Here is an 18,784-nt window from a genome sequence, read left to right as displayed (position 1 = left end):
CTGGTTTCGAGGCGCAGATAACCACTGATCTGCCCGCGCGCCAGAGCGCAAACCGTCACCGTATGTCGCAAACGACAAACTGACGACGAAAAGCCCGCGACAGGCTGCCGCAGTGTCGCATCTGCGGTAACCTTCATGGCGAGATCGCGGCAAAACAGGGGAAAACAGGCGTCGGGCGCCGTGGCGGAAACAGGACAGGATGCGATGACGCGAGCGATCATGTTACAGGGAACAGGGTCGGATGTCGGAAAGACGATACTCGTCGCAGGCCTTTGCCGACTGGCATCGAACCGCGGCCTGAAGGTCGCCCCATTCAAGCCGCAGAACATGTCGAACAATGCCGCCGTATCCGACGACGGGGGAGAGATCGGCCGGGCCCAATGGCTGCAGGCGCTGGCCGCCCGTACTCCATCGTCCGTGCACATGAACCCGGTTCTGTTGAAGCCGCAAAGCGAGACGGGCAGCCAGATCATCGTCCAGGGCAAGGTCTTCGGCAAGGCCAAGGGGCGGGACTATCAGCGCCTCAAGCCCCAACTCCTCGGCGCCGTCATGGACAGTTTCGCAAGGGTCAGCGAGGGCAGGGACCTCGTCATCGTGGAAGGGGCAGGCTCTCCGGCCGAGATCAACCTGCGCGCTGGCGATATCGCCAATATGGGGTTTGCCACGCGTGCCGGGGTGCCAGTTGTGTTGGTCGGAGACATCGACCGGGGAGGGGTGATCGCCTCGCTCGTCGGGACGCATACGATCCTGCCCGAGCAAGACCGCGACCAGATCGTCGGCTACATCATCAACAAGTTCCGCGGCGACGTTACCCTGTTCGACGACGGCATTGCCGCAATCGATGCCTTCACCGGCTGGCCCTGTTTCGGTGTCGTTCCCTGGCTCAAGGCTGCGGGGCGGCTGCCTGCCGAAGATTCGGTTGTTCTTGAGCGGCTGGTGAAGGGAAATGGTGGGGCCTTGAAGATCGCTGTCCCGGTCCTGTCGCGTATCGCCAATTTCGACGATCTCGATCCGCTCGCCGCCGAACCAGAAGTCGATCTGGTCTTCATCCGGGCCGGTGATCGCCTGCCCGTGGATGCCGGGCTCGTCGTTTTGCCGGGGTCGAAGTCGACCATTGCCGATCTGGAGGAATTCCGCGGCCATGGCTGGGACCGCGAACTCCACATGCATGTCCGCCGTGGCGGACGCGTGATCGGCATCTGCGGCGGCTATCAGATGCTCGGCCGCAGCGTCGCCGATCCACTCGGCCTGGAAGGCACTCCACGCACGGTTGAGGGTCTCGGCCTGCTTGATGTGGACACTGTGATGGCAGCCGAAAAGACGGTGCGCAACACAAGAGCCCAATCGCTGGAACACGACGTGCCCCTTTCGGGCTACGAGATCCATCTCGGTGTGACCGAGGGTCCAGACACGCTACGCGCGCCGATCGCGATCGACGGCCGGTCCGACGGAGCGAGCTCCGCCGATCGCATGGTCATGGGCACCTATCTGCACGGCTTGTTTTCGAGCGATGGCTACCGGCGGAAATTGCTTGAAAGTTTTGGGATCGAAGGCGGCGGGCGAAGTTACCGGGCCATGGTCGACGAAGCGCTGGACGAACTGGCATCGGAACTCGAGCAGCGTTTGTCAGGCGATTGGTTGGGTCGACTGCTCCGGTAACGGTCGGGCTTACCGATCGCTCGTGAGAAAGAGGAATCTCATGTCGCCTCGCTCACATCCATGGGCGATGCCATGAGCTCTCCGCCACCCAGCGAATTGTTGGAATATTTGAAAGCGAGAATGCTGAGCACCGAGGCGACCAGCAGGATGAATATGTATCGCATTGTTTTTGCTCCTGCCTGATCATCGTCAACGAGATTGCGGCGAAAGCGGTTCCGGCCCCATGCCAATCAGACCGCAGGGAGGCACGATGGTTCGATACTGTTGCGGATCCGCAACGAATCGCTCTCCGTCGGGATCACCCAGTGGCGATTTCGGCCGGCGAGGCGGTCAACCGGCCGGTCCCGAAAGAATTGTCCGAATGTTTGATCGCCAGAATGCTGAACACAGCCGCGATCATCAAGAATACCATCACGCGCATGAGCTACCCCTAGCCTGAACATGGCTCAGAATAGGACACGAGTGATTGGCGATCGAATAAATCGATCGTTACAATCTGAGTCATCTGATGGAATTAGGATAATGGTGAGAGCGCAGGGGTTCGAACCCTGGACCTACTGATTAAAAGTCAGTTGCTCTACCGGCTGAGCTACGCTCTCCCGTGCGGATTTTGCGCCGCCTCAAGAAGTGCGCGGAACATAGGCAGGTGACCCCGACGGGTCAACCGCAAAAATGCAGTTGGTCGAGCAAAAATCAGCCCCGTTGTCGCAGCCTACGCAATGGTGATTGGCAAGCATGGGGTCGCGGGATTAGGAAGAGCCCGGTTCGGGTTCCGGAGTTGATCGTGTCGATTGCCGATATTTCCTTTTTCAGTGCGCTTCTGGCCGGAGCCCTGTCCTTTCTGTCTCCCTGCGTGCTGCCACTCGTGCCGCCTTATCTCTGTTACATGGCCGGAATTTCTGTCGACCAGTTCCGCGAGGGCGAACAGGCGCAAAATGCGGCTGCCCGCCGCACCGTGCTCCTGACATCGCTGATATTCACCCTCGGTTTCGCCACCGTCTTCGTGTCGCTCGGCGCGGGTGCCTCGACCATCGGCGGGCTCTTGCGACAGCATATGGATCTGCTTTCCAAGATCGGTGGTGCGATCATCATCGTGATGGGTCTCAATTTCCTCGGTGTCTTCCGTCTCGGCTTGCTGTCTTCGGAATATCGATTCGCGGGCGGCGGAAAGCCGGCGACGCTTTCGGGCGCCTATGTCATGGGGCTCGCCTTCGCCTTCGGCTGGACGCCCTGCATCGGGCCGGTCCTGGGGGCGATCCTCGGCGTGGCCGCTTCGAAGGAGACCGTCGGCGACGGCGCGCTTCTGCTCGCCATCTATTCGCTCGGCCTTGCCGTGCCCTTCTGGATCGCAGCCGGTTTCTCCGGCGCCTTCATGCGCTTTCTCATCCGGTTCCGTCGTCACCTCGGCCTGGTGGAAAAGGCGATGGGCGCGCTCCTGGTGCTGACAGGTCTCGCTTTCATCTTCGGTTATGTCTCCGACATGGCGATCTGGTTCCAGCAGACCTTTCCAATCCTCTCCCAAATCGGCTAAGTCCGGACAGGACGCAGGGTCGCGTCCTGGAGGAGTGAGCCATGGCGGATATCGTCGCACTGGTATTGCCGTTCTTCGGCCTGATCCTGATCGGCTATGTCTCCGGTAAGCTCGGCGACCATTCGGCCCAGGCGCTCGGTTGGCTGAATTTCTTCGTCATCTACGTCTCGCTGCCGGCGCTGTTCTTCAAGCTCGTCTCACGCACGCCGATCGAGGAGCTGACGCGGATCGATTTCATTGCCGCCTGCCTTGCAGCCACCTATTCCATCTTCGTTCTGGTGTTTGTCATTGGCCGCTATGTTCGCGGTAACACCATCGCCGAATCCACCGTCCAGGCGCTGGCAGGCGCCTACGGTAATATCGGTTACATGGGGCCGGGGCTCGCCTTGCTCGCCTTCGGTGAAAAGGCGGCCGTCCCGGTGGCGCTCATCTTCTGCTTCGAAAACGCGGTCCATTTCATGGTCGCACCCGCCATGATGGCCTTTGCCGGCGGTGACAAGCGGCCGCCCCTGCAGCTGACGCTCGATGTGATCAGGAAGATCCTGACGCATCCCTTCATCATCGCGACTCTGGTCGGATTTCTCGCCGCAGCCCTGACCTTCGAGCCGCCCCTCGCGCTACAGCGTCTGATAGACTATCTGGCCCAGGCCGCCGCCCCTTGCGCACTCTTCGCCATGGGTGTGACGCTGGCGCTTCGGCCCTTGAAACGTATCCCAGCCGAGATCGGCTACATCGTGCCGATCAAGCTCGCCCTGCATCCGATCCTGGTCTATGTGGTGCTGAGTTTTGTCGGAAACTTCGATCCGCTCTGGGTCTATACCGCGATCTTGCTCGCGTCATTGCCGACGGCGACCAACGTCTTCGTCATCGGCCAGCAATACGGCGTCTGGCAGGAGAGGGCCTCCGCCACCATCCTGATCACCACGGTGATTTCGGTCTTCTCTGTCTCGGCCCTGCTGTTCGCGATTACCAGCGGCGTGTTACCGCCCGACCTTTTTCCGTAACAGCGACGGCAGGTTCTTCAGGCCGCACCCTGGTGCCACGCCTTCCTGCATGATCAAGTTGCGCAGCGGCGCGACACTCGCCAGCACCTGGAGCCCGGCGGCCCTGAGCATCTGGACGGGCAGCAGGCCGGACAACAGCGAGCGGTTGAGCAGGTCCACGCTGGCCGTACGGCTGGCAATGTCGATTCGGCGCTTGCGGTCGAACCGGTCGCCGCTATCTGCCGCGATCGGCACAGAACCACGATCGATGAGGATTTCCTCGAGCGCTGCAATGTCGCGCAGGCTTAGGTTGAGCCCCTGCGCCCCGATCGGCGGAAAGGCGTGACCCGCTTCGCCGACGAAGGCTGCACGGCCCTTGCCGTAATGCAGCGCCGTCATCCCGGACAGCGGCCAGGCCTGCACGCCGTCTTCCACGCTGATCTTGCCGAGCATGGACTGCATGCGCGCTTCCACTTCGGCGGACAGTTGATCGGCCGACAGCGATGTCAAGCGATCTGCATCCTGGGGCGTAACGACCCAGACGAGGCTCGAGCGCAGGCCGGGCAGCGGAACCTGGGTAAAAGGTCCCGATTCGGTGTGGAATTCGGTCGAAATGTTTTGATGCGGCAGGCTATGGCTGAAATTCATCACCACGGCTGTCTGTGGATAGGACCATGTCTTCACCCCGACACCGGCGCTCTCGCGGGTCTTCGACCGCCGCCCGTCCGCACCGATCACGAAGGCTGCGGTGACCGTCTCGTCGCCACCGAGGCCAATGGTCACCGTGTCGGCGCCGACATGGATCGTTTCGGCCGGAACCGCCCTGCGGGTGATCAGGGGCTCCGATGCGACGGCTTTCGACAGCGTCTGGAGCAGGGAAGCGTTCGGGACATTGTAGCCGAAGGCTTCCAGTCCGATTTCGGCGCTGCGAAAGGCGACCGTCGGCGCCCGAAGCAGGCGCTTCGTGCCATCGATGATCTGCATGACCGCAAGCGGGGCTGCCCGGGCCTTGAGATCCTGCCAGAGCCCGAGACGCTCCATCATCGATAGGGACTGATCCATCAGGGCCGTGGTGCGACGGTCCGAGCCATGTGGCTCTGGCCCGACGAGCACGACCCGCCGTCCGCCACGCGCCATGGCAATGGCGGCGATCTGACCGGCCGGACCGGCGCCGATGACGGCAATGTCGAACTGGTCTTGCATCTTCAGCATCCCGAATGGTGGCGTCTCATCTGTATCTAGATCCCCACCACCATAAAATCCATGGGCCGAAATGGCGCAGCAGTCACCACGCCTCCACGCGAAATCCGGGCATAGGTCGCCGCTTCTGTTGCAAACGTCTCCAATTCGTCCGATACCGTTTGCTTTCGAGTGCCGCCGACTGGAGCAGGGATGAAGATCTTCAATTACAAGCGGGTACCCTATGCCGAGATTCGCGCCTTCTCGGTCCATATTCTGACCGCTTCCGGATCCTTCCTGGCCTTTCTCGGTGTCGTCGCGGCAGGCGAGCACCGCTTCGTCGATATGTTCTGGTGGCTTGGCCTCGCGCTTCTGGTCGATGGCATAGACGGCCCCATCGCCCGCAAGGTGCGCGTCAAGGAAGTCCTGCCCAACTGGTCCGGCGATACGCTCGACAATATCATCGACTATGTCACCTATGTTCTTCTGCCGGCCTTTGCGCTCTATCAGAGCGGCATGATCGGCGAACCCTGGTCCTTTGTCGCCGCCGGCCTGATCGTGGTGTCCAGCGCCATTTACTATGCCGACATGGGCATGAAGACGGACGAGTATTTCTTTTCGGGCTTTCCGGTCGTCTGGAACATGCTGATCTTCACCCTCTTCGTCATCGACGCCAGTGCCACGACCGCGCTGATTTCCGTCCTGGTTTCCGTCGTCCTGACTTTTCTTCCGATCCATTTTCTCCACCCGGTCCGCGTCAAGCGGCTGCGCAAGCTCAACCTCGCCGTTTTCTTCCTATGGTGCGGTTTCGGAGGCTATGCGCTCCTGCTGCATTTCGATTCACCGCCATGGGTGGTCATCGGCATGGTTTTGAGCGGCATCTATCTCTACGTGATCGGGGGAGTGCTGCAGTTGTTTCCGGCACTTGGGCGCGACGGCTGACGTCGTTTAGAACGCGTCTGGGCAAAACCAAAAAAAACTTTTGCCTATATATTGTGCGCTGCCGCAAACCGGTTATGAATTGAGCGGTGGATCGGGCGGAAGACCCGGCCGGTACGCATGAGAGTGCAAGGGGGACCTGTGCCGCAACAATCGCCCGAGGGTGACAAGCCGCTATTGACTGTGCGGGGCCTCACGAAGCTGTTCGGCAGTTTCAAGGCCTGCGACGGCATCGATCTCGATATCGGTCACGGCGAGATTCACGCACTCCTCGGCGAAAACGGCGCCGGAAAGTCGACCCTCGTCAAGATGCTTTTCGGCATTCTCGCCCCGTCCGCCGGCACGATCGGCTGGGAAGGCATGGATCGGGTTATCCCCAATCCGGCCGCCGCGCGCCGTCTGGGCATCGGTATGGTTTTTCAACATTTTTCTCTTTTCGAAGCGTTGACGGTCGCTGAAAACATCGCGCTGTCGCTCGACGAGAAAATCTCGATCTCCGAGCTTTCGAAAAAGGCAGCGGAACTGTCGGTCGCCTATGGACTTCCGCTGGATCCTTACGCCCATGTGGCGGATCTTTCGGTCGGCGAGCGCCAGCGCATCGAGATCGTTCGCGCGTTACTCCAGAATCCTAAACTGATCATCCTCGACGAACCCACCTCGGTGCTGACCCCACAGGAAGCGGACAAGCTGTTCGAAACGCTGTTCAAGCTGAAGGCGGAAGGGCGTTCGGTCCTCTATATCAGCCACCGCCTCGAAGAGGTGCAGCGCATCTGTGACCGCGCCACCGTACTCCGTCACGGCAAGGTGACGGGCGCCTGCGATCCGCGCCAGGAAACACCGGCTTCGCTGGCTCGCATGATGGTCGGTGCTGATGTCGCCGGCGTCGAAAAGGTCGAGCCGCCGACAGATGGTGCTGTCCAACTCCAGGTGACCGCGTTGTCGGTCAGCCCGCGCACGCCTTTCGCCATGCCCTTGAAGAACGTGTCGATGACCGTCAAGGCCGGCGAGATCCTTGCCATCGCCGGGGTTGCCGGAAATGGCCAGAGCGAACTCTTCGATGCCCTGTCCGGCGAGTATCCGGTCCAGAACCCCGACGCGATCCGCCTGCGCGGAAATTCCGTCGGTCGCCTCGGCATCAACGAGCGCCGTCTGCTCGGCGCCGGATTCGTACCCGAGGAACGCCACGGCCATGCAGCGATACCCGCCATGAGCTTGTCGGAAAACCTCTTCCTGTCGCGCAATGCCTCCGACCGCAGCGCCTATCTTTCGGGCGGCAAAATCGGTCTCATCCGCCATGGTCTCGTCCAGCAGGCGGCTCGTCGCATTTCTGAGATGATGGATGTGCGCAAGAGCGGCGATGACCCTTCCGCCGGTTCGCTCTCGGGCGGCAACTTGCAGAAATTCATCGTTGGGCGTGAACTCGATCGCCAGCCGTCGGTCCTTGTCGTCAACCAGCCCACCTGGGGCGTCGACGCGGGGGCTGCGAGCCGTATCCGCCAGGCGCTCGTCGATCTCGCCAAGTCGGGCTCCGCCGTCGTCGTCATCAGCCAGGATCTCGACGAGATCTTCGAAGTCGCGACCGCGATTGCGGCCATCTCGGAAGGCACGCTATCGGATGCCTATCCTGCCTCGACCATGACCCGCGAGCGCATTGGGATACTTATGGGCGGCGTGCATGGCCTTCAGAGTGCTCCGGAGGCCGCCCATGCGCATTGAACTCGAACGCCGTTCACGCCAGTCGAACATGTTTGCGATCGTGTCGCCGCTTCTGGCATTGGCGCTCACCGTCTTCTTCGGCGGCATCATGTTCGCGTTGCTCGGCAAGGACCCGGTTTCGGCGCTCTACAGCTTCTTCATCGAGCCGCTGCTCGAGATGTGGTCGCTGCATGAACTGGCGGTCAAGGCGGCCCCCCTGATCCTGATCGGTGTCGGCCTGTCCGTCTGTTATCGCTCGAACAACTGGAATATCGGCGCCGAAGGCCAGTTCATCGCCGGCGCGATCGTCGGATCCATCCTGCCGATTACATTCTACGAATGGACGTCGCCGCTGCTCCTGCCGCTGATGCTGGTCATGGGCGCGATCGGTGGCGCGGCCTATGCCGCGATCCCGGCGCTGTTGAAGACCCGTTTCAACACCAACGAGATCCTGACCAGCCTGATGCTGGTCTATATTGCGCAACTCCTTCTCGACTGGCTGACTCGCGGTATCTGGAAGGATCCGGCCGGCTACAACTTCCCGCAGTCGAGATCCTTCGTCTCGGAAGCCGTGCTGCCGGAAATCCTGTCCTCGGGCCGTGCGCATCTCGGCATCATCTTCGCACTCGTCGCTGCCGTCGCCGTCTGGTTCATGATGCGCTACACGCTGAAGGGCTTCCAGGTCGTGGTCCTCGGCCAGTCCGAGCGGGCAGGGCGCTTCGCCGGCTTCTCGTCGCGCAAGATGGTCTGGTTCTCGATGATGTTCTCCGGCGCGCTTGCGGGCTTGGCCGGCATTTCGGAAGTGTCCGGCTCGATCGGTCACATGCAGCCGACGATCTCGCCGGGCTACGGTTTCACCGCGATCATCGTCGCCTTCCTCGGTCGCCTCAACCCGCTCGGCATTGTGGCTTCCGGCTTCGTGCTGGCGCTCACCTATCTCGGCGGCGAGGGTGCGCAGCTGTCGATCGGCGTTTCCGACAAGGTGACGCGGGTCTTCCAGGGACTGCTGCTCTTCTTCGTGCTCTCCTGCGACACGCTTATCCTCTACAAGGTGCGCCTGGTCTTCGATCGCGCCCGCGCTGCGTCGGCAAAGGAGGCGTGACCATGTTCGAAGCCATCCTGCTGACCATCATCACCGCCTCGACCCCTTTGGTCATCGCCGCCATGGGAGAACTCGTGACCGAACGTTCGGGCGTCTTGAACCTCGGCGTCGAGGGCATGATGATCATCGGTGCCGTCTGTGCCTTCATCGCCACCAACATGACCGGGTCGCCCTATATCGGCCTTCTCGCGGGCGTCGCGACCGGCGCCGCCTTCTCGCTGCTCTTCGGCTTCCTGACCCTGACCCTCGTCGCAAATCAGGTTGCGACCGGTCTGGCCCTCACCATCCTCGGCCTTGGCGTCTCCGGCATGGTCGGCGAGGGCGTGGTCGGTGTCCCCGGCGTCAAGATGCAGCCGATCGTCATCCCGCTGCTGTCAGACATTCCTGTCATTGGACCCATCCTTTTTGCTCAGGACCTGTTCTTCTACCTCTCCATTCTGCTTGTTGCCGGCGTGAACTGGTATCTGTTCAAGAGCCGCTCGGGCCTCAAGCTCCGTGCCATCGGCGACAGCCACGGTTCGGCGCACACGCTGGGGCTTCCGGTTATCCGCACGCGTTATCTCGCCGTGATGTTCGGCGGCGCCTGTGCCGGTCTCGCCGGCGCGCAGCTGTCGCTGGTCTACACGCCGCAATGGGTCGAGAACATGTCTGCCGGTCGCGGCTGGATCGCGCTTGCGCTGGTGGTCTTCGCGGCCTGGCGACCCTGGCGGCTCCTGGCGGGTGGTTATCTCTTTGGCGCCGTCACCATCGGCCAGCTCCATGCCCAGGCGCTCGGCCTCGGCCTGCCGTCCCAGTTTCTGTCCGCATTGCCTTATGCGGCGACCATTGTCGTGCTGATCATCATCTCGCATAATCGCCGCACGACGCTGATCAACACGCCGGCCTGCCTCGGCAAGCCGTTCGTGCCGGATAGATAAAGAAAACAAAAGCTTCAACCAAACCAACAGGGGTAAATCATGAAGAACATCCTCCTCGCGCTTGCCGCTTCGGCAGCCGCAATCGTCGGCCTCGCGGCGCCGGCAGCAGCCCAGGACAAGACCAAGATCTGCTTCGTCCACGTCGGCTCGAAGACCGACGGTGGCTGGACCCAGGCGCACGACATCGGCCGCCAAGAGCTCCAGGCTCATTTCGGCGACAAGATCGAAACGCCTTACCTCGAAAACGTGCCGGAAGGTCCGGATGCTGAGCGCGCCATCGAGCGCATGGCCCGCTCCGGCTGCGCCCTGGTCTACACGACTTCTTTCGGCTTCATGGATGCGACCTTGAAGGTCGCCGAAAAGTTCCCGGACGTGAAGTTCGAACATGCGACCGGCTACAAGACCGCCGACAATGTCGCCACCTACAATTCGCGCTTCTATGAAGGCCGCTTCATCAACGGTCAGATCGCCGGCAAGATGTCGAAGACCGGCGTGGCCGGTTACATCGCATCCTTCCCGATCCCGGAAGTCGTTGCCGGCATCAACGCCTTCCTCCACGGCGCCCGCACGGTAAACCCCGAGTTCAAGCTGAAGGTCATTTGGGTCAACACCTGGTTCGACCCCGGCAAGGAAGCCGATGCTGCCAAGGCTCTGTTCGACCAGGGCGTCGATATCCTGACCCAGCACACCGATACCACCGCGCCGATGCAGGTTGCCGAAGAGCGCGGCCTGAAGGCCTTTGGCCAGGCATCCGACATGATCGCCGCCGGCCCGACCGCGCAGCTGAGCGCCATCGTGGACACCTGGGCGCCTTATTACATCAAGCGCACCCAGGCGGTGCTCGACGGTACCTGGACCTCCGCCCAGACCTTCGACGGCCTGAAGGACGGCATCCTGTCGATGGCGCCCTACACCAACATGCCTGACGACGTGAAGGCCATGGCGATGGACAGCGAAGCCAAGATCAAGTCCGGCGAACTCAAGCCCTTCTCCGGCCCGATCAACAAGCAGGACGGTTCGGCATGGCTGAAGGAAGGTGAGTCTGCTGACGATGGCACCATCCTCGGCATGAACTTCTACATCGAAGGCGTAGACGACAAGCTGCCGCAGTAAAACACCGGCCGAAATCGTATTGGAAAGGGCGCTAATGGCGCCCTTTCTTGTTTAGGCTTCTGAAAAATCCGGAAATGCTCACATATCGACTTCACCCGCATTGGCCTTTCGTATAACAAGCCGGGCCACGGTGATGGGATGCGAGGCGGAATGCGCAAGGATGATGTTCGGGATCTGAGGGTCGTAACCAATCTTCGGACCAGCCATGCCAAAGTGGTCGAGAAACTCGGGCTTGCGATCGTCGGTGGTCGATTCGGAATTGGCGAGCCTTTGCCAGGCGACAACGAACTCGAATCCGAATTAGACGTGTCACGCTCTGTTTTGCGCGAGGCAATGAAGACTCTCGCCGCGAAGGGGCTCGTGGTCGCGAAATCGCGCGTTGGCACCCGGGTGACCGAAAGGTGTCACTGGAACCTTATCGATGAAGACGTGCTGCGTTGGCATTTCACATCGGGAGTGACGCGCGAATTCATCGACCACCTCTACGATATCAGAATGGTGCTGGAGCCCGCGTCAGCCGCATTTGCCGCGTTGCGGGCGACACCTGAGGACTGCGTGGAGCTCCGGCACTATGCCAATCTCCTCGGATCGAATGAACTCGACTGGCCGAGCCAGGTGGAGGCAGATCTGCGCTTCCACGTGCTGTTGACAATCGCGGGCGCGAACCCCTTCCTCGAAAGCATGGTCGGCTTTATCAAGGCCTCGCTCGACGGTGCCTTCACCATGGCCTTCGATCCGGACCTCGCGGGACGCGGGGAGGCGATTACCGAACTGCATCTGGCCATCGTCGATGCGTTGGAGAAACGCGACCCGGAGGCTGCCCGTGTCGCAACTGGCAGGGCGATCCAGCAGGGCCGCGCCGCCGCGTTGAAGGCGGTCGATACATCCAGCAACAAGGGCTGATTGCCGGCCACCCTTGCAGCTGACGTCCTTGGGCGTTAGTGAGATTCCCGTTTCTCATGCCCGGAGCCATCCATGACCCGCACCTGTCTCGCCATTGTCCTCGCCGCAGGCGACAGCACCAGGATGAAGTCCTCCATGTCCAAGGTGCTGCATTCGGTCGGGGGGCGTCCGATGATCGCCCATGTCATGGCATCGATCGCCGCGTCCGGTGTGTCGGATGTGGCGCTGGTTCTCGGCCGTGATGCCGAAAAGGTCGAGAAGGCCGCCTCGATTGATGGACTTGCCGTGGAAGGCGTCTTGCAGACCGAACGCCTCGGCACAGGTCACGCCGTTCTGATGGCCAAGGAGGCGATCGCCCGAGGTTATGACGAGATCCTCGTTGCCTATGGCGATGTCCCGCTGATCACAGCCGCACCGCTGAAAGCTGCGCGCGAAGCACTTGCCGACGGTGCGGCTGTCGCCGTAATCGGTTTTCATACGGCCAATCCGACAGGCTATGGACGCTTGCTGGTCGAAGATGGCGAGCTGATTGCGATCCGCGAGGAGAAGGATGCGACCGATGCCGAGCGCGCCGTTACCTGGTGCAACAGTGGATTGATGGCGATCGATGGCAAAAAGGCCCTCGATCTGCTCTCTCGGATCGGCAACCAGAACGCCAAGGGTGAATACTACCTGACCGACCTCGTCGAGATTGCCCGGTCCTTGGGTGGCAAGGCAGTTGCTGTCGACGCGCCGGAGAGCGAACTGACCGGCTGCAACAATCGCGCCGAGCTCGCCGTGATCGAGCGGCTATGGCAGGAGCGCCGTCGCCACGAGCTGATGGTCTCGGGCGTCACGATGATCGCCCCGGAAACCGTCTTTCTCAGCCACGATACAGTCATTGGCCAGGACGCCCTGATCGAACCGAACGTCGTCTTTGGCCCGGGCGTCACCGTCGAGGGCGGCGCGGTCATCCATGCCTTCTCGCATCTCGAAGGCGCCCACGTGTCAGCCGGCGCGACCGTCGGCCCCTTTGCCCGCCTGCGTCCTGGCGCCAACCTCGCCGAAGGCTCAAAGGTTGGCAATTTCTGCGAAGTGAAAAAGGCTGAAATCGGCCGCGGCGCCAAGGTCAACCACCTGACCTATATCGGCGATGCCGTCGTTGGGGCCGAGACCAATATCGGGGCCGGCACGATCACCTGCAACTATGATGGCGTGAACAAGCATGAGACCCGGATCGGGGCAGGGGCCTTCATAGGCTCCAATTCATCCCTCGTCGCCCCCGTCTCGATCGGCGACGGAGCCCTCATCGCCTCCGGCAGCGTGATCACCGAGGATGTGCCAGCCGACGCGCTCGCCTTCGGTCGTGCCCGCCAGGAGATGAAGCCAGGCCGCGCGGCCGTCATCCGCGAGCGCAATCTGGCGATCAAGGCCGCCAAGAAGTCCGGCAAGTAAAAGCGCCAAACCAACTTTCCCGCCTGTTATGCTGCGTTGCATTACGAGACGAAACGCAATTTGACTTGGTGTGCGATTGCCTATTGCGGCGGAACCGCTAGGAACAGTGCGCGTGATGGATATGAAACGGAGAATTGCATGTGCGGCATCGTCGGCATCGTCGGTAACAAGCCCGTGGCGGAGCGTCTGGTCGACGCCTTGAAGCGGCTCGAATATCGCGGCTATGATTCTGCCGGCGTCGCCACGATCAACGACGGCAAGCTCGACCGCCGCCGCGCCGAGGGTAAGCTCTTCAATCTCGAGACCAAGCTCGCCGGCGAACCGCTTCCGGGCAATATCGGCATCGCCCACACCCGCTGGGCAACCCATGGCGTGCCGAACGAAACGAACGCCCATCCGCATTTCGTCGATGGCGTCGCTGTCGTTCACAACGGGATCATCGAGAATTTTTCCGAGATCAAGGAAGAGCTCGCGGCCGAAGGCGCGACCTTCACCACGCAGACCGACACGGAAGTCGTCGCCCAGTTGCTCGCGAAGTATCGTCGCCAGGGCCTTGGCCGCCGCGAGGCGATGCATGAGATGCTGCGCCATGTGACGGGCGCGTATGCGCTCGCGGTGATCTTCAGCGACGATCCCTCGACCATCATGGCTGCCCGCTCCGGCCCGCCGCTTGCGATCGGCTTCGGCGATGGCGAGATGTTCTTAGGGTCTGATGCAATCGCGCTGTCGCCCTTCACCAACCGCATCGCCTATCTCCATGATGGTGACTGGGCCGTCATCGGCAAGCAGGGCGCGCACATCTTCGACATCGACGGCAATCCGGTCGATCGCCCCGTGCAGATCTCCTCAGCCAGCGCCTACATGATCGACAAGGGCAACCATCGCCACTTCATGGAGAAGGAGATCTACGAGCAGCCGGAGGTAATCTCCCATGCTTTGTCGCATTATGTCGACTTTGCCGAGCACACCGTGCGCGACATGGCTGCCGAAATCGATTTTGCCAACCTGCGCGGCCTCGCCATCTCCGCCTGCGGCACCGCCTATCTGGCTGGCCTCGTTGGCAAATACTGGTTCGAGCGCTACGCCCGCCTGCCGGTCGAGATCGATGTCGCCTCGGAATTCCGCTACCGCGAAATGCCGCTGTCGAAGGACCAGGCGGCCCTCTTCATCTCGCAGTCGGGCGAGACTGCCGACACACTCGCATCGCTGCGCTACTGCCGCGACAACGGCCTGAAGATCGGCGCCGTCGTCAACGTCAAGGAATCGACGATCGCCCGCGAAGCGGATGCCGTCTTCCCGATCCTCGCCGGCCCGGAAATCGGCGTCGCCTCGACCAAGGCGTTCACCTGCCAGCTCGCTGTGCTCGCTTCGCTGGCGCTCGCCGCCGGCCGTGCCCGTGGCACGCTTGATGAGACGGAAGAAAAGCAGCTTGTGAAGAGCCTGGCCGAAATGCCGCGCATCATGAGCCAGGTCCTGAACGCCGTTCAGCCGCAGATCGAGGCCTTGTCCCGTGACCTCTCAAAGTTCAAGGACGTGCTCTATCTCGGTCGTGGCACCAGCTATCCGCTGGCGCTCGAAGGCGCGCTGAAGCTCAAGGAAATCTCCTATATCCATGCCGAGGGCTATGCCGCCGGCGAGCTGAAGCACGGTCCGATCGCCCTGATCGACGAGAATATGCCGGTCATCGTCATTGCACCGTTCGACCGCTTCTTCGAAAAGACCGTGTCGAACATGCAGGAAGTGGCAGCCCGCGGCGGCAAGATCATCTTCATCACCGACGAGAAGGGCGCTGCGGCCTCGAAGCTCGACACCATGGCCACCATCGTGCTGCCGGTGGTCGCCGAGATCATCTCCCCGATGGTGTATTCCATCCCGATCCAGCTGCTCGCCTATCACACGGCGGTCTTCATGGGCACCGACGTCGATCAGCCGCGCAACCTCGCCAAGTCCGTCACGGTCGAGTGATCCCGGATCGGGGCAGGCCACTGCCCCAATTCTTGCTCTTGCGCCATAGGTGTCACTCCGGCATTGTCCGCAGCGTTACGGCACTGCACAATGACGGTGGGCATGACCGAAGGTTCTGACAGGATTTCGATGGCAACCAGGCTCAGGAACAACTTCCTGACCGGCCTGATCATCTGCGCGCCGATGGCGATCACCATCTACCTGACCTGGACCTTCATCCGCTGGGCCGACAGCTGGGTGAAGCCCTATCTGCCCGATCGTTACAATCCCGAGGCCTATCTCACCTTTGCGATCCCCGGGACCGGTCTTCTGATCGCGATTGTCTTCATCACGCTGGTCGGCTTTCTCGGCCGAAACCTGATCGGCCGCTCGATCGTCGCCTACAGCGAAAACATCCTGAACCGGATGCCGCTGGTCCGCACCGTCTACAAGAGCACCAAGCAGATCTTCGAAACGGTTCTGAAGGAGCAGGGAAATTCCTTCAAGAAAGTCGGCCTGATCGAGTTTCCGCGCGCCGGCACATGGGCGCTGGTCTTCATCTCTTCCGATGCCAAGGGGGAGATTGCCGTGAAGTTGAACCAGGACGGCGAGGAAATGGTCGCCGTCTTTCTGGCGCCGACCCCTGTTCCAACCGCAGGCTTCCTGATGTTCGTGCCACGCAGCAAGCTGATGTTGCTCGACATGAGCCCGGAGGAGGGCATCAAACTGCTGATCTCGGCGGGTCTGGTCACGCCCGAATACAAGCCAACAGTCGCCGACGCCATGACAGCATTTCGGAATCTTGACACGGACGAGCCGGTCGAACCGCCCAAGCGCGCTGGCCGTTCCTGAACCTGACCTCGTTCATCCTGCATGCAGGAAGCGGATCGCCTCGTCGCGGCGATGCAGGTAGAGCAGCGTCCTCACCGCTTCGCCGCGCTCGCTTGTCAGCTCCGGATCGCGATCCAGCAGATAGGCCGCATCCTTCCGGGCAATCTCCAGCAGATCGCCGTGATGCTCCAGACTGGCGATCTTGAAGCCCGGCGTGCCTGATTGCCTTGTCCCCAACAATTCGCCTTCACCACGCAGCTTAAGATCCTCCTCCGCAATCAGGAAGCCATCCTCCGAATCGCGCAGGATCGAGAGCCGCGCCTTTCCCGTTTCGCCGAGCGGTCCCTTGTAGAGCAGGATACAGCTCGACGCCTCGTCGCCGCGGCCTACACGCCCGCGCAACTGGTGCAGCTGGGCGAGGCCAAAGCGTTCGGCATGTTCGATCACCATGATCGTCGCATCGGGCACATCGACGCCGACCTCGACCACCGTGGTGGCCACAAGCAGCCGCGTCTCGCCATTCTTGAAAGCAAGCATGGCCGCATCCTTCTCCGGTCCCGCCATGCGTCCATGCACCAGCCCGATCGGCGCCTTGATGAACTGCGCGAGCACGGCCTGCCGCTCCTCGGCCGACATCAACTCGCTTTCTTCGGTCTCTTCCACCAGCGGGCAGATCCAATAGGCCTTCTTGCCCTCGGCAATGGCGGAACGGAGCCGTTCGATGACGTCAGGCACGCGCTCGGTCGGCACGGTCACCGTCTGGATCGGCTTGCGACCCGCCGGTTTCTCGGTGAGCTTTGAGACATCCATGTCTCCGAAGGCAGCCAACACCAGCGTGCGCGGGATAGGCGTCGCGGTCATGACCAGCATATGCGGCGAGATGCCCTTGGAGGTCAGCCTCAGGCGCTGGTGAACGCCGAAGCGGTGCTGCTCGTCCACGACCGCAAGCGTCAGGTTCCGGTAGACAACGGCATCCTGGAACAGCGCATGCGTGCCGATGACGATCTGAGCCTCGCCGGATGCGATCCGCTCCAGGATCGCCTCGCGCTCCTTACCCTTGGTGCGCCCGGTCAGGACTTCGATCTTCAGCCCGGCCGGCGCGCCGAGCTTGGCAAGCGTCGCATGATGCTGCCGCGCCAGGATTTCCGTCGGCGCCATCAGCACGGCTTGCCCACCCGCCTCGACAGCGGCTGCCATGGCAAACAGCGCCACCAGCGTCTTGCCGGCGCCGACGTCACCCTGGACGAGCCGCAGCATGCGCTGGTCCGTCGCCATGTCCTTCAGGATATCGTCGATCGCCGCCACCTGGCTGTTTGTCGGCGTAAAGGGCAGGGCGGCGCGGATCCTGCCGCTGAGTTCGCCAGTCGGCTTGATCGGCACCCCCGGCACGCGTCTCAGCTTCTGCCGCACCAATGCGAGCGACACCTGACCGGCGAGAAATTCGTCATAAGCAAGACGCCGCCGGGCGGGCGCCTGCGGGTCGATGTCCTTCTCGTCGCGCGGATTGTGGAGCGCGACCAGACAGTCGCGCACGCTGGCGAAGCCCTGCTTTGTCGCAAGCGCACCATCCGCCCATTCGGCGAGCTCCGGCATCTTCTCGACGGCGGCTTCGACAGCCTTGCGCAGCACCTTTGGTCCGAGCCCCGCCGTCAGCGGATAGACCGGTTCGACCAGCGGCAGGTTCTCCGCCTCGCTCGCCTTCACCATCAGGTCGGGATGAACCATGGATGGCCGACCATTGAACCAGTCGACTTTCCCTGAAACCATGACGATCTCTTCGACGGGCAATGCCTTTTCCAGCCAGTTGCCCTTGACCCGGAAGAAGGTGAGCGCCAGTTCCCCCGTCTCGTCATGCAGGAAGATGCGGTAGGGCATGTTGTTCTTGCCCGGCGGGGGCGGCATGTGGCGGTCGACGCGTCCGGTGATGGTCACCAGCGAACCCTGCTGCGCATAGGCGATGCCCGGCTGATGGCGCCGGTCGATCAGCCGGTGCGGTGCCAGGAACAGCAGGTCGACGACCCGCGCATCCTCGGCATCCTCGCGCCCGAGCAGTGTGGCGAGAAGCTGGGCGAGCTTGGGACCGACTCCGCTGAGCGAAGCCACGGAGGCGAAGAGGGGATCGAGAAGATGGGGACGCATGATGGGGGCAAAATGCCTCGCAAAATGCCGGTTTGGCAAGCTGACATTTGCCGGTCGCTGCTCTATAGAGGCGCAAGAATTGGAAGGATGCCAAGATGACTGGACTGGTGAAAAGCAGTGCCGACCTCGATCCGCGCCGTCGGCGCATCCTGTTCCGCTGCTGGCATCGCGGCATCCGGGAAATGGACCTGATGCTCGGCCAGTTCTGCGAGGCCCATATCACCGAGCTTTCCGATGAGGAACTCGATGAACTGGAGCATATCATGGAGGAGGAGGACAATGACCTCGTCCGCTACATTACCGGCGCAGATCCGGTGCCCGCCCATCTCCAGACACCGCTCTTCGAACGCATAGCCGCTCTCCGGCCGGATTTCTCGCCGGTCACGGGCGATGAAACCTCTGCAAAGTAACTGAT

General features: G+C 61.8%; 16 protein-coding genes and 1 tRNA gene. 13 read left to right on the top strand and 4 right to left on the bottom strand.

Features of this window, described 5'->3' with window-relative positions; genetic code table 11:
- Nucleotides 1-204: 204 nt before the first annotated feature.
- Nucleotides 205-1,659, top strand: a complete 1,455-nt coding sequence (locus tag E9677_RS11125; protein ID WP_136558191.1) for a cobyric acid synthase — start codon at nt 205-207, stop codon at nt 1,657-1,659.
- A gap of 38 nt (nt 1,660-1,697) precedes the next feature.
- Here E9677_RS11125 and E9677_RS25730 read toward each other — a convergent pair whose 3' ends face one another.
- Complete coding sequence (locus E9677_RS25730) at nt 1,698-1,823, bottom strand: hypothetical protein (RefSeq protein WP_268960303.1); 126 nt, start codon at nt 1,821-1,823, stop codon at nt 1,698-1,700.
- 359 nt (nt 1,824-2,182) lie between these two features.
- A tRNA-Lys gene (locus E9677_RS11120) sits at nt 2,183-2,258 on the bottom strand.
- A 185-nt stretch (nt 2,259-2,443) separates the two neighbouring features.
- Between E9677_RS11120 and E9677_RS11115 the strand changes: the two genes are divergently transcribed.
- A complete protein-coding gene (locus E9677_RS11115) occupies nt 2,444-3,190 on the top strand; it encodes a cytochrome c biogenesis CcdA family protein (RefSeq protein WP_136558190.1) in 747 nt (248 codons plus the stop codon).
- Between the two features lie 41 nt (nt 3,191-3,231).
- Entirely contained in the window at nt 3,232-4,194 is a 963-nt protein-coding gene (locus E9677_RS11110; protein ID WP_136558189.1) for an AEC family transporter, read from the top strand.
- Here E9677_RS11110 and E9677_RS11105 read toward each other — a convergent pair.
- Nucleotides 4,171-5,376, bottom strand: coding sequence for a UbiH/UbiF family hydroxylase (locus tag E9677_RS11105; RefSeq protein WP_136558188.1), 1,206 nt, complete (start codon nt 5,374-5,376; stop codon nt 4,171-4,173). The genes E9677_RS11110 and E9677_RS11105 overlap by 24 nt on opposite strands.
- Nucleotides 5,377-5,565: 189 nt before the next feature.
- Between E9677_RS11105 and pcsA the strand changes: the two genes are divergently transcribed.
- The 9 genes from pcsA (at nt 5,566) to E9677_RS11060 (ending at nt 16,251) form a co-directional block, all read left to right on the top strand.
- On the top strand, nt 5,566-6,294 hold the full coding sequence (gene pcsA, locus E9677_RS11100) for a phosphatidylcholine synthase (protein ID WP_136558187.1): 729 nt from the start codon (nt 5,566-5,568) through the stop codon (nt 6,292-6,294).
- A gap of 117 nt (nt 6,295-6,411) precedes the next feature.
- Nucleotides 6,412-8,007, top strand: a complete 1,596-nt coding sequence (locus tag E9677_RS11095) for an ABC transporter ATP-binding protein (protein WP_136558186.1) — start codon at nt 6,412-6,414, stop codon at nt 8,005-8,007.
- Nucleotides 7,997-9,088, top strand: coding sequence for an ABC transporter permease (locus tag E9677_RS11090; protein WP_136558185.1), 1,092 nt, complete (start codon nt 7,997-7,999; stop codon nt 9,086-9,088). Before E9677_RS11095 ends, E9677_RS11090 begins: the two co-directional genes overlap by 11 nt.
- Nucleotides 9,085-10,005, top strand: a complete 921-nt coding sequence (locus tag E9677_RS11085; RefSeq protein WP_136558184.1) for an ABC transporter permease — start codon at nt 9,085-9,087, stop codon at nt 10,003-10,005. The genes E9677_RS11090 and E9677_RS11085 overlap by 4 nt, the downstream gene beginning before the upstream one ends.
- Nucleotides 10,006-10,044: 39 nt before the next feature.
- Nucleotides 10,045-11,118: a BMP family ABC transporter substrate-binding protein gene (locus E9677_RS11080; RefSeq protein WP_136558183.1), complete on the top strand. Its 1,074-nt coding sequence runs from the start codon at nt 10,045-10,047 to the stop codon at nt 11,116-11,118.
- Nucleotides 11,119-11,268: 150 nt separating this feature from the next.
- Nucleotides 11,269-12,021, top strand: a complete 753-nt coding sequence (locus tag E9677_RS11075) for a FadR/GntR family transcriptional regulator (RefSeq protein WP_136558182.1) — start codon at nt 11,269-11,271, stop codon at nt 12,019-12,021.
- A gap of 72 nt (nt 12,022-12,093) precedes the next feature.
- Nucleotides 12,094-13,455 (top strand): bifunctional UDP-N-acetylglucosamine diphosphorylase/glucosamine-1-phosphate N-acetyltransferase GlmU, encoded by a 1,362-nt coding sequence (glmU, locus tag E9677_RS11070; RefSeq protein WP_136558181.1) that lies wholly within the window; start codon nt 12,094-12,096, stop codon nt 13,453-13,455.
- Between the two features lie 138 nt (nt 13,456-13,593).
- Complete coding sequence (glmS, locus tag E9677_RS11065) at nt 13,594-15,420, top strand: glutamine--fructose-6-phosphate transaminase (isomerizing) (protein WP_136558180.1); 1,827 nt, start codon at nt 13,594-13,596, stop codon at nt 15,418-15,420.
- A gap of 102 nt (nt 15,421-15,522) precedes the next feature.
- The gene (locus E9677_RS11060; protein WP_136558179.1) at nt 15,523-16,251 is read left to right on the top strand and encodes a DUF502 domain-containing protein; all 729 of its coding nucleotides are present in this window, start codon (nt 15,523-15,525) and stop codon (nt 16,249-16,251) included.
- Nucleotides 16,252-16,263: 12 nt separating this feature from the next.
- On the opposite strand, the gene recG is transcribed toward E9677_RS11060, so the two are convergent.
- The gene (gene recG, locus E9677_RS11055; protein ID WP_136558178.1) at nt 16,264-18,369 is read right to left on the bottom strand and encodes an ATP-dependent DNA helicase RecG; all 2,106 of its coding nucleotides are present in this window, start codon (nt 18,367-18,369) and stop codon (nt 16,264-16,266) included.
- Nucleotides 18,370-18,464: 95 nt separating this feature from the next.
- Here recG and E9677_RS11050 point away from each other — a divergent pair, with 95 nt between their 5' ends.
- A complete protein-coding gene (locus E9677_RS11050; protein WP_136558177.1) occupies nt 18,465-18,779 on the top strand; it encodes an FAD assembly factor SdhE in 315 nt (104 codons plus the stop codon).
- The last annotated feature ends 5 nt before the right edge of the window (nt 18,780-18,784 follow it).

Origin of the sequence: Peteryoungia rhizophila (genome assembly GCF_004912145.1) — a bacterium.
Taxonomy (GTDB): Bacteria; Pseudomonadota; Alphaproteobacteria; order Rhizobiales; family Rhizobiaceae; genus Allorhizobium; species Allorhizobium rhizophilum.
The sequence above is the reverse complement of the archived record's forward strand: the minus strand, read 5'-3'. Positions and strand labels throughout refer to the sequence as shown.

What these genes read in the sequence shown, in the direction of transcription:
- pcsA (WP_136558187.1), top strand. Translation starts at nt 5,566, where the DNA reads ATGAAGATCTTCAATTACAAGCGGGTACCCTATGCCGAGATTCGCGCC.
- E9677_RS11105 (WP_136558188.1), bottom strand. Translation starts at nt 5,376, where the DNA reads ATGCAAGACCAGTTCGACATTGCCGTCATCGGCGCCGGTCCGGCCGGT.
- glmS (WP_136558180.1), top strand. Translation starts at nt 13,594, where the DNA reads ATGTGCGGCATCGTCGGCATCGTCGGTAACAAGCCCGTGGCGGAGCGT.
- glmU (WP_136558181.1), top strand. Translation starts at nt 12,094, where the DNA reads ATGACCCGCACCTGTCTCGCCATTGTCCTCGCCGCAGGCGACAGCACC.
- recG (WP_136558178.1), bottom strand. Translation starts at nt 18,369, where the DNA reads ATGCGTCCCCATCTTCTCGATCCCCTCTTCGCCTCCGTGGCTTCGCTC.
- E9677_RS11050 (WP_136558177.1), top strand. Translation starts at nt 18,465, where the DNA reads ATGACTGGACTGGTGAAAAGCAGTGCCGACCTCGATCCGCGCCGTCGG.
- E9677_RS11110 (WP_136558189.1), top strand. Translation starts at nt 3,232, where the DNA reads ATGGCGGATATCGTCGCACTGGTATTGCCGTTCTTCGGCCTGATCCTG.
- E9677_RS11095 (WP_136558186.1), top strand. Translation starts at nt 6,412, where the DNA reads ATGAGAGTGCAAGGGGGACCTGTGCCGCAACAATCGCCCGAGGGTGAC.
- E9677_RS25730 (WP_268960303.1), bottom strand. Translation starts at nt 1,823, where the DNA reads ATGCGATACATATTCATCCTGCTGGTCGCCTCGGTGCTCAGCATTCTC.
- E9677_RS11125 (WP_136558191.1), top strand. Translation starts at nt 205, where the DNA reads ATGACGCGAGCGATCATGTTACAGGGAACAGGGTCGGATGTCGGAAAG.
- E9677_RS11080 (WP_136558183.1), top strand. Translation starts at nt 10,045, where the DNA reads ATGAAGAACATCCTCCTCGCGCTTGCCGCTTCGGCAGCCGCAATCGTC.
- E9677_RS11090 (WP_136558185.1), top strand. Translation starts at nt 7,997, where the DNA reads ATGCGCATTGAACTCGAACGCCGTTCACGCCAGTCGAACATGTTTGCG.
- E9677_RS11060 (WP_136558179.1), top strand. Translation starts at nt 15,523, where the DNA reads ATGACCGAAGGTTCTGACAGGATTTCGATGGCAACCAGGCTCAGGAAC.
- E9677_RS11075 (WP_136558182.1), top strand. Translation starts at nt 11,269, where the DNA reads ATGCGCAAGGATGATGTTCGGGATCTGAGGGTCGTAACCAATCTTCGG.